The sequence below is a fragment of the Brevibacterium sp. MGP-B1 genome (assembly GCF_057766545.1).
Map to the genome: position 1 here is coordinate 3,815,599 of NZ_CM173407.1, position 15,254 is coordinate 3,830,852.

The following is a 15,254-nucleotide window of genomic DNA, read 5'->3' on the forward strand; positions in this document are numbered from 1 at the left end:
GCTGGAACCGGTCGGGGTACTTCACCGCCCCGTGTCAACCGGCTGCCGCGGCGGCCCAGAGCGCGACAACCGTGATCGGCACCAGCACGACGACGAGAACTGCTCCGAGCAGGGCATATCGGCGCCAGGAGATCTCCACGCCCAAGCTCTTCAGACGCTGATGCCACAGCAGGGTCGCCAGGGACGCCCACGGTGAGACCAGAGGCGCGAGGTTCACTCCGATGAGCAGAGCGCCCATCCGAAGGGGAGACTCTGCGACTGGAGCGAGCGCCATGAACGCGGGAAGGTTATTGACCGCGTTCGCGCCGAGCGCGCCGACTGCGGCCACCTGCAGCAGACTGATGACATCATCGCCTGTCCCCGCAACGGCAGCCGCGACCGCCGCCAAGCCGTGCGAATGTGCCGCCTGGACGAGGACGAAGAGGCTCGCGGCGAATCCCAGAGTCCGCCAGGGAACGAGTCCGAAACTCAGTGCGCCGCGATTGCGGATCGCAAACGCGATGAGCAGCACCGCGGCGGCCCCGCCGGCGACGACGGCGACATCGATTCCGGATACGAGCAGAGGGACGAGCAGGCCGACGACCACCATGGCGATGATGAGCAGGAGGCGGTCGGGCGCCTCGGTGGGAGTGTCGAGTCGGTACCGGCCCGTCAGCGACCGTCGATAGACGATCGTGAGCATGCCGATCGTGATGAGGACGGACGCCAGGGCCGGTGTCCAGAGGAATCCGATGAAGTCGGCCGTTGCGGCCCCGAAGGTGTCGCCGCCGATGAGGTTCGTCAGATTCGACACCGGCAGGAACAGCGAGCCCGTGTTAGCCAACCACACGGTGGCCAGGGCGAACGGCAGCGGGGACAGGCCGATCCGCCGGGCCAGGACGACGATGATCGGAGTCACGAGCACGGCGGTCGTGTCCAAGGACATGAACGCAGTGATGAGCACGATCATGACGAGGACGAGGGCCCACAGCACTGGTACGCGTCCCCGACCCCACAGTGCGAGATATCCGGCCAGGATCGTGAAGACGCCCGCGACGCTCGCCAGCTCCGCCACGATGGTCATCGCCAGGACGAACGCGAGCACTGGCACCGTGGTCGTCGACAGCTCGCCGATCTCAGCCCATGTCAGGCCTCCTGCGGCCACGACGATGACGGCCGCGATCGCGAGGGCCAGGGTCACCGCGCGGACCCCGCGCTGACGCAGTCGGAGGGATGGCGTTTCACTCACAGAATGCACAGTACGCCGTGGGTGAGGCAATCCGCGCACCGAAGGTGTGCGGTTCCGCGGAGGTGAGACAGGCAGTACCGTGGATCTATGGCGCACCCGAAGATGTTCGAAGACGACGATCCGCTGCTGCAGCGGTTCCGCACGATCGCGCTGACACTGCCGGAAGCCGCCGAAAAGATCTCCCACGGACGGCCCACCTTCTTCACGAAGAAGACCTTCGCCATCTACGGCGGAACACTGAAGATCGGCCCGAAGGAGATGGAACAACGGCCCCACGCGATGCTTATCAAACCCAACCCCATCGACGCCGAGGTGCTCCTCGAACGTCCGGGAAGCTTCGTCCCCATGTACCTCGGACCCTCCGGTTGGGTCGGCCTCGAATTCACCGACCTCGACGACGGAGAGATCCGAGAACTGCTCGTCGATTCCTACCGGAACACCGCCTCGGCGAGATTGATCAAGGCGCTCGACGCCTGAGTTTCAGCGCCGCCGGTCCCGCGCCCTCACAAAGATGAGCACAACCAGCCCCACCGCCACCAACCCCACCCCGGCAAGGAACCCGTAGAAGGGGAATCCGTACTGCGTGACCGAGAACTCCTGACCGGTGACGGAATCCCCGCTGCAGGTCAGACTCGGCGGCAGGTAGCTGGCGGTGACCGAGAACCCCAGCACATCGTTGCCGCCGACGGTACTGGGGCAGATTCCAAAGCCGTCCGATTTCGAGGACCACTGCAGGTACTGGCCGAACATCATCAACGGCAGAACGAAGACCCCGATCCCGACGAGCAGCAGCGGCCATCGATCTCGACGCGGTTCGGCAAGTGGCGACCGGTGCAACGAGACCAGCCGAGTCACCGTGAATGCGAGCAATACACCGAGGAGCGCCGCGACGCTGAGCGCGGCGATTGCCAATGAGAACATGAACAGCGCCGAGGTGGCTCCGGAGTGCTCGACCACCGCGGAGCCGCTGTCGTAGGTCTCGGCCTGGCAGGCGAATCCGAATGGTGCGCGATCCTCGATTTCGATCGCATCGGGGTCAACGCCTGAAAGGTCAAGCAGCTCAGAACAGGCTTCAGCAGCGCCCTGCGTACGGGCGACCGCTGTTGAAATCCACGAGGTCACCCACTGGGCGGCGTGGAGCAGCGCGGCGACCACCAACCGGCGCTCGGCAGGAGAAAGGCCACCTGCCACCGCGAAAGCCTGCGAATACGGCGAAGGAATCCCCGCTCCGCAGCTCGCGCGTTCGTCTCCATGCGACCACGCTAGATCAAGCTGCGTTGTGAGAAACCCTCAGCTGCGCCTCCTCGGCGGACCTCACAGGAAGAGTTCACCCACGACACCCTCCTCAAACTCATGGTGAACACCCTGGTCAGCGCCGCCTCGGCGGACATAGGGTGGAACCATGGCCAACTCCTTTGACTACACCACCCCAGCCATCATCCCCACCCTCGACCTCAACGACGGGCGCGCGATCCCGCAGCTCGGGCTCGGTATCTACGCGATGAAGGGCGAGGAGGGCATCGACGCAATCGAATCGGGCATCGACAACGGCTACACCCTCCTCGACACCGCCGTGAACTACGAAAACGAGCGCGAGGTCGGTCAGGCCATCGTCAACACCGGCGCCCCACGCGAGGACCTGTTCGTCACGAGCAAGATCCCCGGCCGTCATCACGGCTTCGACGAGGCGATCGCGAGCACCGAGGAATCCCTGGCCCGCCTCGGCCTCGACTACCTCGACCTCCACCTCATCCACTGGCCCAATCCCAGCGTCGGCAAGTACGTCGACACCTGGCGCGGGCTCATCGAACTGCGCGAGCGCGGGCTCGTGAAGTCCATCGGCGTCTCGAACTTCACCGAGGCCATGATCACCGAGCTCATCGACGCAACCGGGGTCACCCCGGCCGTCAACCAGGTCGAGCTCCACCCATATTTCCCGCAGACCGAGCTCATCGCCTTCCACCGTTCGATCGGTGTGCAGACCGAGAGTTGGTCCCCGCTCTACCGTGATCAGGGACTCTTCGACGAAACCCCTATCGCCGAGGCGGCTGCCGCCCACGATGTCACCCCCGCCCAAGTGGTCCTGCGCTGGCATATCGAGGTCGGTTCCATCCCGATCCCGAAATCGGCGAACTTCGAACGCCAGCGGTCCAACGCCGACGTCTTCGAATTCGCCCTCACCCCCGCCGAGGTGGCCGCAATCTCCGGACTCGAGCGCGGTCGGATGAAGGACCGGGACCCGCTGACGCACGAAGAGATGTGAGGCTCTACTCTCACATCGCCCGGGGCCGCGCCTCTGCCGACCGTCCCCTCAACCCTGCCGGGCGTCGAAGCGTCGGCGGTAGGTCGACGGCGTCGTTCGGAACTCCTCGGTGAAGCTCTGCCGGAAGGTCACGACGCTGCCGAACCCGGTCTCTGCGGCGATCCGCTCGATCGAGTGATCGGTAGTCTCGAGCAGCCGACGCGACTCATCGAGCCGACGCGACCGCACCCACGCCGCCGGTGTCGTCCCCGTCGACGAGCGGAAGGCCCGGACCAAGGATCGCGTGCTCATGTGCGCCGCGGCGGCGAGATCGGCGATGGTCAGCGGCTCGCCGAGGTGGTCGAGAGCCCAATCGAGGACCTGTGAGATCGGGTCATCCCCGGTCCGTGCCGGCAGCGGTCGCTGAATGTACTGGGCCTGACCGCCGTCGCGGTGCGGGGCGATGACGAGGCTGCGCGCGACTTCGTTCGCGACGGCGGCACCGAGGCGGCTGCGGACCAGATGGAGACACGCGTCGAGCCCGGACGCGGTTCCTGCGGCGGTGAGCACGTCCCCGTCGTCGATGTAGAGCACACTTTCATCGACCTGCAGTTCGGGATGCCGTTCGATGAGCCGATCGAAGGCCTTCCAATGGGTGACGGCATGCCGATTCGTCAGCAGACCCGCGTCCGCGACCGGGATCGTGCCCAGACACAGCCCCACGATCGTCGATCCCCGCTCATGCTCCCTCGTCAGCAGCCGACACAGGTCGGGCTCGGTCGGTCGAGCATCCTCATGCCAGGACGGAACGACGACGATATCGGCACCGTCAGCCGCCTCGGCGCCGGAGAGCCCGGCGATCTCGTAGCCCTCCGCGGTGCGAATCGGATTCCCGTCCGCGGAGAAGACGACGGTCGACCACTCGGCCGCGCCGAGGCGGGTGACCTCGTCGAAGACCATCTGCGGGACCGAGAGATGGAACATGGTGATGCCGTCGAAGGCGAAGATCGCGATGCGCATGGAGTCCTTCCTGATGGGCGGCTGCGGGGTGGGCGATCACCGAGGCGGGCGACCACCGAGGTGGGCGACCGGCCGAACGAGTGCCGACCGAATGTTGGCGTGAATCCATCGTAACTGTGTCATTGCGCCTATGGTCTCTGCCCATCGGGTCGACGAGAGTGGAGTCATCCGGATCGCAATGACATCGGACATGACAGCAGAAGCAACGACTTCAGAATCAGAGTCAGCAGAAGGAGACCCGAAATGACCACCCCGCGCCGCGCCCTCGTCCTCGTCGACATCCAGCAGGACTACTTCGCCGACAGCCCGCTGGTCATCGAGTACCCGAATCCGCAGGAGTCCTTGGCCAAGATCACGCAGGCCATCGACGCCGCGACCGCCGCGGACATCCCGGTCGTCGCGGTCCAGCACACGATGGGAAGCGGTGCTCCGGTCTTCGACCCGGACTCGACGGGATTCGCACTGCACCCCGAGGTGGAATCGCGGCGCACCGACGCGTGGAAGTCGTTGGTCAAGGAGAACGGGTCGGTCTACGCCGGCACCGACCTGACCGAGTGGCTGCGCGAGCAGGGAATCGACACCGTGACCTTGGTGGGGTTCATGACGAACAACTGCATCCTCGCCTCGGCGGTCGAAGCCGAAGGACTCGGGTTCACCACGGAGGTCCTCGGCGACGCCACCGGAGCGATCAACATCGCCAATGATGCCGGATTCGCCGATGCGAAGACAGTGCATACGACCCTGCTCACCCTGCTCAACTCGAACTTCGCCGCCGTCGCCGACACCGCCGCCTGGGCCGAGGCCGTCGGTTCCGGGCAGTCCCTGTCGAAGAGCGACCTGGGCAGCTCCGCCATGGCAGGAGCCGAACGCGCCGGAGCCTGAGCCGGGGCCAAACCCGAGCGGGCACCAGGTGACGCCTGAGTCGGGCAATCACCCGACTCAGGCGGCCCGACAATGAGCCGCAATCAACACAATAAAAGAGAACTTGAGCACAGAAACCATGCCTGCCAGCAGAGCTGCGACGATCCCGATGACGTTGATCGGCGGCCCCACCGTAGTCTTCGACTACGCGTGTCTGCGGATCGTCACAGACCCGACGTTCGATGCGCCGAGGGTCTATGAGCCTGAGCACCTGGAGAATGAAGTCACCCTGGTGAAGACACAGGCGCCGGCGCTCAGGCCGGCGGATTTGGGAGAAGTCCACGTCGTTCTGGCCTCACACGACCACTTGGACAATCTGGACCTCTCAGGTAGGGCGTGGAGCGTGGGAATCGAGCACGTCTTCACGACAGAGCCGACAGCCCGGGTGATCCCCGGGGCGAGTGTCCTCGCCGACTGGGAATCAGTGACTGTTACGTCCCCGAGCGGGCAGGAGGTGACGATCACCGCAGTTCCAGCCGAGCACGGTCACGACGGCGTCTGGCAGAAGAACGGACCTGTGATCGGCTTCGTTCTCACTTCGCCGGGGGAGAAGACCGTCTACGTCTCCGGGGACAACTCTTCGGTCGATGTGGTGAGACGAATCGCCGACCGGTTCAGCCACATCGACATCGCGATCCTGTTCGCGGGCGGTGCCGGGCCGACGATGGAACATCTGCACGGCGCCTACATCACTCTCAGCGATGAAGCGGCAGTCGGGGCCGCTCGGGTGCTGGGTGATGCCATGATCGTGCCGATTCATGCCGATTCGTGGGAGCACTTCACTCAGAGCATTGAGAGCATGGAGTCGCACGCGGAAGCATCGGGCATCGGTGACCGTGTGATCGCGCTGAGTCCGGGTGAGACTGTGAACATCTGACAAAGCGGGCTGCTGCGGCTGCTGGTGACAGGGTCTAGGGAATGTGGCGGAATGCCACAGTCAGTGCGGATGAGATCGGTGTCAGCCGCGGATGGAAGACTGGACTCATGGATCGAGCCATGACCGTCGTCCCGAGGGACGAGCTGAAGAGCCTCGTCGACCCCGGAACCTTCGCGCGCGGCAGCGACTACGCGCGGAGGGGACAGGTGCTGCGGATGGTCTGGCACGAAGACGAGCGAGAACTCATCGCCGACGTCGCCGGATCCGGTGGGCTCTATCAGACCACCATCGTCTTCGAGGACGAAGAAGTGCCAGGCGAGGTCCTCTACACCGACTGCACCTGCCCGGTCGGCGGCGGCTGCAAACACTGTGTCGCCGTACTCATCGTCAATAACCAGCAGATGCTGGAGCTGCGGACATCCGCGATCCTCAACCACGGGTCCGACCGTACGCTGGAAGACACCGAATCGGATCCGGTCTGGGGTGCAGGGCCCTTCGGCGTTGAAGAGAGTCTCGACTGGAGGAGGGCACCTGCCCGGCGCCCGCAGAAACCGGAATGGCAGCAACGGCTCGATCGCATCGTCGAGGCCGCGCAACGGACGAGCGCGCAGCCCGAGACTGTGGCCCTCGGCTTCGAACTCCACCGTCCCCCGCAGCGCAGCTATTTCAACAGGCCCCCCGCGAGGCTCAAGGTCGCCGAGCTCGCCGACGAACCCGAGCCGCAGTTGTATGCGCGACCGCTCGTACCCGGAGCGAAGGGCAACTGGATCAAAGGTCAGGCGGGATGGCACTGGTTCACCTCACGACTCAACGCCTCCCGCTTCGATGCCGACCAGTTCGAGTGGTTCTACCGCTTGGTCACCCTTGACGACGGTCTCGGCCGCCCAGGCTATGCGTCCGCGACCGCAATGCTCTCGCTCGATGACTTCGGTTCGCCCTTCCTCTGGGAGCTGCTCAGCCAGGCCGCTGACCTCGATATTCCTCTCGTCAGTGCCGACAAACAGATCGAGATCCAGCTGGGTCGGCAGGCGGAATTCCACCTCGATCTCACCAGCAGTGATGACGACCTTCTGCTTCGCTCCGACATCGCCATCGACGGTCGACAGGTCCCCGCCCGTGACGTCCGACCCATCGGACGCACCGGCGTCTACGGCCTGGAGATGGTCGGCAAGTCGAAGGCTCGTATCACCCTTGCGCCACTGAACGAACCACTGACCCCACCGCAGCACACCATCCTCAGCGATGCCGCCGTGACCAGAATTCCGGCCAGGGGTCGCGAGGATTTCTTCGGTCGCATCCTCCCGCTTCTGCGGACACCGCCGGACCGGCGTGGCAGTGACCGTGCTGGCAGCGACCATGCCGGCGACCAGCGGGTCATCAGCAGCGATGGATCCGTCGACCTGCCCGACGAGAAGTCCCCGCACCTCAACCTGCACATCAGCTACGAAGGCCCCGACAAGCGCGACCCAGCCAAAAGCGGCTCCGACAAGCACAGCCGCGGCCAGAGCCCAGCCATTCCGACGATGCGTCTGTCCTGGTCATGGACCTACTATTCGCCGCAGCGGACGTTCCCCTTGGTGACTCACCACAGCGAACTGTCCGACCAAGTGCGCGGCCGCGACCAGAAGTTCGAACACGCAGTGCTCCGCCGGTTGCGCACCATCGACCCCGACGCCGCCCGAACAGAATCGACCACCCTGACCGGCATCGATGCCGCCACCTACAGCACCCGGGTCCTGCCCCGAATCCAGGAGCTCGACGACGTCACCGTCACCTACGCAGACAGCGACAACGCCCCCGACTTCCGCGAACTCGATGCGACCCCGCAGGTCAGCGTCCGCACGGAGGCGACCGATGACTCGGACTGGTTCGACCTCGGTATCGACGTCTCCGTCGACGGCCGTGAGATCCCCTTCGTCGACCTGTTCACCGCACTCGCCCAAGAGCAGTCCCACCTCATCCTTGAGGACGGATCGTTCTTCTCCCTCGACAATCCCGCCTTCGACCGACTGCGCGAACTGCTCGCCGAGGCGAATGCCCTCGATGGCTTCTCACCGGAGAACCCGCAGATCAGCCGCTATCAGACCGCTCTGTACGACGAACTCGAGGACCTCGCCGACGACGTCGCCGACGATCCCCGATGGTCCGAACTCATGGACGGGCTGCGCAATCTCGACACCATCGCCGAGGTAGCCGTCCCCGAGACCGTGAACGCGCAGCTGCGGCCCTACCAGGTGGAGGGCTTCCGATGGTTGGCATTCCTTGGTCAGCACCACCTCGGCGGGATCCTCGCCGACGATATGGGTCTGGGCAAGACCTTGCAGACGCTCGCCCTCATCGACCACGACCGGAGCGAACGTGCAGCCGAGCGTGCGGCTGGGCAGGCAACTGAACCCGACGCCGAACGCACAGCCGAGCCCGCGGCCCAGCCCAAGGCCGAGACCCGAGCCCCGTTCCTCGTCGTCGCTCCCACCTCGGTGGTGGCGAACTGGGTGCTCGAGGCGCGGAAGTTCACTCCGCACCTGAGCGTGACCGCGGTCGGGGAGACTGCGAAGAAGCGGAAGAGCCCCGTCGCCGAGGCGGTCGCAGGCGCCGACATCGTCGTCACCTCGTACGCGGTGATGCGTCTCGACATCGACGAGTTCGCCGAGCTGACCTGGGCGGGCGTCATCTTCGACGAAGCCCAATTCATGAAGAACCACCAGGCGAAGACCCACCGAGCGGCCCGGCAGCTCGACGCCCCGTTCCGGTTGGCGATCACGGGTACGCCGATGGAGAACTCGCTCACCGATGTGTGGTCGCTGATCGCGATCACCTCACCCGGGCTGTTCCCGAACGCGAAGCGCTTCCGGGAAGACTACGTTCGCCCGATTGAATCAGGCGAAGATCCGAGCCGCATGGATCGACTGCGCACGCGACTGCGCCCATTCATGCTTCGGCGAACGAAGGACCTCGTCGCAGCGGATCTGCCGGAGAAGCAGGAGCAGGTGCTCACAGTCGAGCTCGAACCGTGGCACCGGCGTCTCTATGACACGGTGCTGCAGCGCGAACGCAAACAGGTGCTCGGGCTCCTCGGCGACTTCGAGAAGAACCGGTTCGCGATCTTCCGGTCGCTGACCCTGCTGCGGATGCTCGCGCTCGACCCGGGGATCGTGGCCGACTACGCGGACTCCGGGATCGCCTCGAGCAAGCTCGGTGTGCTCATGAGTCACCTTCGCGAGGTCCGCGACGAGGGTCACCGGGCTCTCGTGTTCAGCCAGTTCACGAGCTATCTCCGCGCGGTGGCGGCCGAACTCGAGGACAACGGGATCGACTACGTCTACCTCGACGGGTCCACGACGGATCGGACGAAGGTCATCGAAGCCTTTCGTGAGGGCAGCGCTCCCGTGTTCCTCATCAGCCTCAAGGCCGGCGGGTTCGGACTCACCCTCACCGAGGCAGACTACGTCTTCCTGCTCGACCCGTGGTGGAACCCGGCGGCTGAGTCCCAAGCAGTCGACCGGACGCACCGGATCGGGCAGACCCGACAGGTCATGGTCTACCGGCTCGTCGCCGAGAATACGATCGAAGAGAAGGTGCTGGCGTTGCAGACGAAGAAGGCCGAACTGTTCACCGCGCTCATGGACGAGGGCAGCGCGTTCAGCGAGGTGATCTCGGCCGCGGACATCAGAGACCTGTTGGAGGGGTGAGCGGCCGGCGATCACTCGGCCCGGCAGATTCAAAGACATCCTTGAGTGCCATCCGGCTGGCGCGAGGCAGCGGCTGCTGGTCGCCGCGCCCATTCGTCTCGAAGCTCTGCAGCAGATAGGCGATGAGCCGCCTTGAGAGATCGTGGGCGTGCTCGGGCGGAGCCGCACTGACACCGCTGTTGGCGAAGAAGATGAGCAGCAGGTCGCTGGGGTCGAAGTCGCGGCGCAGTCGGCCGGCCTCCTGGGCCCGGCAGACGAGTTTCGCAAACGTCGCTTCCGCGTGATTGCTCTTCTCGTTCACTCCCGAGTCCTCGGTGATCGTCGTGATGAAGGCCTCGGTGAAACCACGATCCTCGACCTGCATCCGGCCGAGCTCGTCGACGAAGGTGCAGAAGCCATGCCACGGATCCGGGTCGGCCGCGGCATCGTCGAGGACCGATTCGCAATGCGTGATCTGAGTCGAGAACACCTCGTCGATGAGTGACCTGCGATCTGGGAACCGGCGGAACAGGGTGGCCGCGCCGACCCCTGCCCGCCTGGCGATCGCTGCCATGGGAGCATCGATGCCTCGGTCCGCAAAGAGCTGCCTGGCCGCGGCGACGATACGAGCCCGGTTCTGGGCGGCATCAGCACGCAGGCTCGGACGTGACGTGCGGGGGCGAAGCCATCAGGGTATTGCGCCTCGATCTGAGTCGACTCCGCCATTTCTTCTCTCACTTCCGCCGGATTCGGAATGCTGCGATGGTTCCTCTGCTTAGCCTATACGTAAGTGGAAACTGCATTCCACATACTGTGGGGCGGTGCGATGCGCCGAAAGGTGCAGAAATGAGAGACGCCGGAAGGTGCAGAGGAGAGTCGCAGAGATGAAGATTTTGATGTTCGGCCGCGGAGTCATTTCGACGCTGTACGGATGGGCCTTGGACAAGGCGGGCAACGATGTCGACTTCTACGTTCGCCCCGGGCGTGCCGTCGACTTCGGTCAGTCGGTCGATCTGGACATCAGAGACGGCAGGAAGAAGTCGTTGCAGGGGACACCGGTGACAGGGCCGTGGCCCATCAGGCTGCGTGAGGACCTCGAGGCCGATCACGACTACGATCTCATCATCGTCAGCGTCAACCACGACCAACTGGAGACCGTGGTCGACTTCCTCAGTACACGGGTCGGCAGAGCCACTGTGCTCATCTTCAACAATATCTGGGCCGAACCCGCAGTCGCGGTGAAGTCGCTGCCCCACGATCACGTCGTGTGGGGCTTCCCCGGCGGCGGAGGCGGATTCTCAGGCAACACGCTGCACGGCGGATTCATGAGGACCGTCTTCTTCGGCGATATCGACGGGTCGAGCCGCACCACCCGGCATCGTGAAGTCACCGAGCTCTTTGAAGCCGCCGGATTCTCGGCTTCACACGTGGCGGATTTCCGGAGCTGGCTGTGGTTCCACTTCATCCTCGATGCCGCCATCATGGTCGGATGGCTTCGCATGGGAAGCTTCGACGCTCTCGTCCGATCCCGGCTGGCTCTGCGCGAAGTCGTCCGACTCATCCGTGAGATGATCCCCGTGCTCACGGTGAAGGGAGGCACCGCGCGGCTCGGTGCGGGTGCGGTGAAATATGTTCCTGCAAGCGTCCTCGCCCTTGTGTCGGGAAGGCTGTTGGCCGGTGACTCCGTCTCCGCTGTCATCATGAGGCAGGCCCAGGACACCGGTCACATCGACTATGAAGCGAAGGCCGTCTACCCGCGAGATGTCCTCGACGATGCCCGGCGTCTGGGTGTCTCGGTTCCCAGGCTCGAATCGAACGAGCCGGCTTTCAAATAGATCCTGACGACTGCGCACCGGCCGATCGGGCGTGCCGGAACCTCAGGCGCAACGGCGGCTCGGGCGCGACGGACGATCGGACCCGTCGCGCGGTCAGGTCGACTCGCTATCGACTCGGAACCTCGACGAGGTTGCCCTTGATTTTGCTGAGGAAGCTCGCCCCCAGCGGAGTCAGGGACAGCAGCTTGCGCTTCGCTCCGGTCCGCGGGGCATCGACCGCCGTGCTCTGCATGAACCCGGAATCCTGCAGGCGTTTGATCGTGCGGTAGAGGCCGCGTTCGGTGATCTGCCATCCCGTGGCTGCGGTGACCGCCTCGGCGACCGTGGAGATCTCGGCCGGCTGATGCGTCGCGACGAGGGAGAGCGTGATCGGGGTGAGCATCGACTTCTTGTACGTTTCGACCCAGGACTCGACGCGGTGATCAAGCCACTCGCGCTCTTCCGGCGTGAGTGCGGTCGAACCGGTCTCCCCGGTTGCGATGTCGGGAGACTCTGCCGCCATTCTCAGTCCTCCCAGCCGCGGCCGAGGACTGAGCCGAGGAGGTGGACCAGCAGTCCGAGCCCCCACAGGGCGCTCATCACGAGCGTGGCTCCGAACCAAGAGCTCTCGAGCAGGGTGCGGGTCGCGTCTCCGGCGCCGTCGACCTCGAAGCCGAGGAACATCACCCGGAGGATCGCGTGCAGATTGAAGGAGGTGGTGACGGTGACGAAGGCAATGGCATGGGCGATGACCACGCCGAAGCGGACTCGTTTGAGCACGGACAGTTTCCGCCAGAGCCACACAACGATTCCGAGAGCGACGACGGCGGTGAGGATGCCAGCGAGGAGAGTCACGGCTCCTCCGGTCGCCGCGATGACGATCTGCACGATGAGCATGGCGACAATGAGACCGAGCGTGTAAGGGAGCAGGAGTGTACGGGCGTTGGCGGGCGATGACGTCTGCGGGACTGTAGTCATAATGGTACTGTACCTATGGTTCACTGCGTGTTGCAAGGGTCGATTTCGCACGATCTCTCGGGTGGGGCCTACCTGTGTGAGAATGTCACCGTGGAGATGGAAGTCAGGCACCGGCGCGCTCTGCGCGGCACCCTCGCCGCAGCATTCGCGACCTTTGTCGCACTGACGTCGCACATCCTCGGCGGGGGATCTTTTCCGACGGCGATGGGTGTCATCGTCCCGCTGGCGCTGTCGATCCTCGTCTGTGTCCTCCTGTCCGGGCGCCGACTGTCGCTGCCTCGGCTGACGTTCTCAGTCGGAATCAGCCAGACGCTCTTCCACCTTCTGTTCTCTCTCTTCACTCCGTACGGTTCCGCATCGCCGAACGCGATGGCACGCTCCGACAACGGTCTCGCCGTGCTCCTCGGCTCGCACTCTCATCACTCGCCGGCGCATGGAGCCCACCATGCAGCGATGCATTCGTCGCCCGGCGGCGCGGTGCAGATGGCTCATGATTCCGCAGTCATGCCTGCCATGGACGGTTCTGTGGGCGCAGCGGCCCAGATGCATTCGCACTCGTCGCCGGGGATGCTGCTGGCCCACTGCGTTGCCGGGATCGTGACGATCGCGATGATCTATTGGGCCGAGCGACTGCCGGTCATGCTCGGCGAGTTCGCCCGCCTCATCATCCGGGCGGTCATTCCGCGCCTCGTCGTCTTGCGGGCGCTGATCGAGAAGCCGCGGTCGCTGATCGGCTTCGAGCCCGAACTGCCTCGCAGCCTCGGTGTGTGCCGATCCCCGGTGCTGCGGCGAGGGCCACCGCAGCCTGCTTTCTGACACTCATCACATCCGCGCATCGGCTCTCGTGGGCCGGTGCGATCACTGCTGACCCCATCTGGTCGTCGACCGCGACTGCGTGACGTGCGCGACCACGGCCGACCGCAACTGCCCGTCGACAGCATCTGCTCGTCGAGGGCATCAGGCCGACCCGGACCGGCTCAGCGCAACTGAGAGAAAGCATCATCATGACCACCCCTTCATCAACCGTGCCCGAAAGCTCGGGTCCGGAACCGACCCGCCACCGTGACCACCCCGATCGCCCTATTCCATGGCTCGGTCCGCTTCTACGCCGTCTCCACTTCTACGCGGGCATCCTCATCGGTCCGTTCATCCTCATCGCCGCGCTCACCGGGGCGGCCTACGCGATCAGCCCGACGCTCGAGAAGGTGGTCTATGCCGACCAGCTCAGCGTCCCCGCCACCGACGACCCGCTGCCACTGGCCGACCAGATCGACGCCGCGAACACCGTGATCGCAGGCAGCGATTCGACGCTGTCCGCCGTGCGACCGGCACCCGAGCCGGGCGACACCACGCGTGTGATGTATGACGATCCCAGCCTCGGGGAGAGCGAATCCCGGGCGATCTTCGTCGACCCTGCCACCGCGAAGGTGGTCGGTGACCTCACCGTCTACGGCACCTCGGGTGCCCTGCCGCTGCGGACGTGGATCGATCAGATGCACCGCAGCCTCCACCTCGGCGACGTCGGACGGATCTACAGCGAACTCGCCGCGTCCTGGCTGGGAATCGTCGCCGCCGTGGGTCTCGTCCTCTGGATCCTCCGCGCTCGCAAAACGAAGAAGCCCGCCGCGATGCTGCGACCGAGCCGGAAGCACAAGGGGCTGAGACGCACCTTCTCCTGGCATGCCTCGGTGGGCGTCTGGGCGGCGATCGGGATGCTCTTCCTCTCGGCCACCGGGATCACGTGGTCGCAGTTCGGCGGGGAGAACGTGACGAAGCTGCGAGCGGCGCTGAGCTGGGAGACCCCGGCGGTGTCGACGGAACTCGGCGGTCAGAGCGACGCGGAAGACGCTGCTGTTGCAGCGAGCGCCGGTGCGCATGCGCACCATGGAACTTCCGCCGAGGCGGCCGACCCTGCCGCTGTTCGTTCCGTCATCGATCCGGCCGACTTCGACATGATGTTGGCCATGGCTCGTGGGGTCGGCATCGATTCTGGTGCCGTCGAGATCCTGCCGCCCGAGGACGACGGATCAGCGTGGGTGGTGCAGGAGATCCAGCGCAGCTGGCCTACTCAGGTCGATGCGGTCGCCTTCGACCCCGAGACGATGGAGGCCACTGACCGGGTCGACTTCTCCGACTACGGGGTAGCGGCGAAGCTCGCCCGCTGGGGTGTCGACCTGCATATGGGCACATTGTTCGGTTTGGCCAACCAGATTGTCCTCTTCGCGCTCGCCATCGGCATCGCATCGATGGTGGTCTGGGGCTATGTCATGTGGTGGCAGCGGCGCCCGAAGCGGAATCCGGCGAAGAAGTTCGGGCGTGCACCCGCACGTGTCGTGCTGAATGGGGCTCCGTGGTGGGGAGTGGCTGCGATCGTCGTCGCCGCAATCGCGATCGGTATGTTCCTGCCGCTGGTGGGCATCAGCCTCGTTGGGTTCGTCGTCATCGACGTTCTACTCGGGCTGAGGGAGTGGCGTCGCCAGCGGCAGTCCATGAGGATCTAGCGCTC

At 65.0% G+C, this 15,254-nt stretch carries 14 protein-coding genes; 8 read left to right on the forward strand and 6 right to left on the reverse strand.

All coding sequences use genetic code 11. The features are described 5' to 3' along the window. Window positions 1–34: 34 nt before the first annotated feature. Window positions 35–1,228, reverse strand: coding sequence for an ArsB/NhaD family transporter (locus AC3CD9_RS17385; protein WP_488365237.1), 1,194 nt, complete (start codon window positions 1,226–1,228; stop codon window positions 35–37). A gap of 87 nt (window positions 1,229–1,315) precedes the next feature. Here AC3CD9_RS17385 and AC3CD9_RS17390 point away from each other — a divergent pair, with 87 nt between their 5' ends. Beyond that, window positions 1,316–1,705 (forward strand): MmcQ/YjbR family DNA-binding protein, encoded by a 390-nt coding sequence (locus AC3CD9_RS17390; RefSeq protein WP_488365238.1) that lies wholly within the window; start codon window positions 1,316–1,318, stop codon window positions 1,703–1,705. A gap of 3 nt (window positions 1,706–1,708) precedes the next feature. Here AC3CD9_RS17390 and AC3CD9_RS17395 read toward each other — a convergent pair whose 3' ends face one another. Continuing rightward, a complete protein-coding gene (locus tag AC3CD9_RS17395) occupies window positions 1,709–2,419 on the reverse strand; it encodes a hypothetical protein (protein WP_488365239.1) in 711 nt (236 codons plus the stop codon). 211 nt (window positions 2,420–2,630) lie between these two features. Between AC3CD9_RS17395 and AC3CD9_RS17400 the strand changes: the two genes are divergently transcribed. Beyond that, window positions 2,631–3,491, forward strand: coding sequence for an aldo/keto reductase (locus AC3CD9_RS17400; RefSeq protein WP_488365240.1), 861 nt, complete (start codon window positions 2,631–2,633; stop codon window positions 3,489–3,491). Between the two features lie 48 nt (window positions 3,492–3,539). Here AC3CD9_RS17400 and AC3CD9_RS17405 read toward each other — a convergent pair whose 3' ends face one another. After that, window positions 3,540–4,490, reverse strand: a complete 951-nt coding sequence (locus AC3CD9_RS17405) for a GlxA family transcriptional regulator (RefSeq protein WP_488365241.1) — start codon at window positions 4,488–4,490, stop codon at window positions 3,540–3,542. A 243-nt stretch (window positions 4,491–4,733) separates the two neighbouring features. Between AC3CD9_RS17405 and AC3CD9_RS17410 the strand changes: the two genes are divergently transcribed. The 3 genes from AC3CD9_RS17410 (at window position 4,734) to AC3CD9_RS17420 (ending at window position 9,977) form a co-directional block, all read left to right on the forward strand. Then, window positions 4,734–5,372 carry an isochorismatase family protein gene (locus AC3CD9_RS17410; protein WP_488365243.1) on the forward strand — a complete coding sequence of 213 codons (639 nt, stop codon included), beginning with the start codon at window positions 4,734–4,736 and terminating at the stop codon, window positions 5,370–5,372. Window positions 5,373–5,475: 103 nt separating this feature from the next. Then, entirely contained in the window at window positions 5,476–6,288 is an 813-nt protein-coding gene (locus AC3CD9_RS17415; RefSeq protein WP_488365244.1) for an MBL fold metallo-hydrolase, read from the forward strand. 107 nt (window positions 6,289–6,395) lie between these two features. Next, the gene (locus AC3CD9_RS17420; protein ID WP_488365245.1) at window positions 6,396–9,977 is read left to right on the forward strand and encodes an SNF2-related protein; all 3,582 of its coding nucleotides are present in this window, start codon (window positions 6,396–6,398) and stop codon (window positions 9,975–9,977) included. On the opposite strand, the gene AC3CD9_RS17425 is transcribed toward AC3CD9_RS17420, so the two are convergent. Then, window positions 9,955–10,530, reverse strand: a complete 576-nt coding sequence (locus tag AC3CD9_RS17425; protein ID WP_488365246.1) for a TetR/AcrR family transcriptional regulator — start codon at window positions 10,528–10,530, stop codon at window positions 9,955–9,957. The two genes, AC3CD9_RS17420 and AC3CD9_RS17425, sit on opposite strands and share 23 nt — an antisense overlap. A gap of 310 nt (window positions 10,531–10,840) precedes the next feature. Between AC3CD9_RS17425 and AC3CD9_RS17430 the strand changes: the two genes are divergently transcribed. Next, the gene (locus AC3CD9_RS17430) at window positions 10,841–11,791 is read left to right on the forward strand and encodes a ketopantoate reductase family protein (RefSeq protein WP_488365247.1); all 951 of its coding nucleotides are present in this window, start codon (window positions 10,841–10,843) and stop codon (window positions 11,789–11,791) included. Between the two features lie 106 nt (window positions 11,792–11,897). Here the strand turns inward: AC3CD9_RS17430 and AC3CD9_RS17435 are convergent, their stop codons facing one another. Together AC3CD9_RS17435 and AC3CD9_RS17440 are read right to left on the reverse strand one after the other, a co-directional pair. After that, complete coding sequence (locus AC3CD9_RS17435; RefSeq protein WP_488365248.1) at window positions 11,898–12,293, reverse strand: PadR family transcriptional regulator; 396 nt, start codon at window positions 12,291–12,293, stop codon at window positions 11,898–11,900. Window positions 12,294–12,295: 2 nt separating this feature from the next. Then, window positions 12,296–12,748 carry a hypothetical protein gene (locus AC3CD9_RS17440; protein ID WP_488365249.1) on the reverse strand — a complete coding sequence of 151 codons (453 nt, stop codon included), beginning with the start codon at window positions 12,746–12,748 and terminating at the stop codon, window positions 12,296–12,298. A gap of 96 nt (window positions 12,749–12,844) precedes the next feature. Here AC3CD9_RS17440 and AC3CD9_RS17445 point away from each other — a divergent pair, with 96 nt between their 5' ends. Together AC3CD9_RS17445 and AC3CD9_RS17450 are read left to right on the forward strand one after the other, a co-directional pair. Continuing rightward, on the forward strand, window positions 12,845–13,564 hold the full coding sequence (locus tag AC3CD9_RS17445) for a hypothetical protein (RefSeq protein ID WP_488367573.1): 720 nt from the start codon (window positions 12,845–12,847) through the stop codon (window positions 13,562–13,564). A gap of 188 nt (window positions 13,565–13,752) precedes the next feature. Then, window positions 13,753–15,249, forward strand: coding sequence for a PepSY-associated TM helix domain-containing protein (locus tag AC3CD9_RS17450; RefSeq protein ID WP_488365250.1), 1,497 nt, complete (start codon window positions 13,753–13,755; stop codon window positions 15,247–15,249). Window positions 15,250–15,254 lie beyond the last annotated feature (5 nt).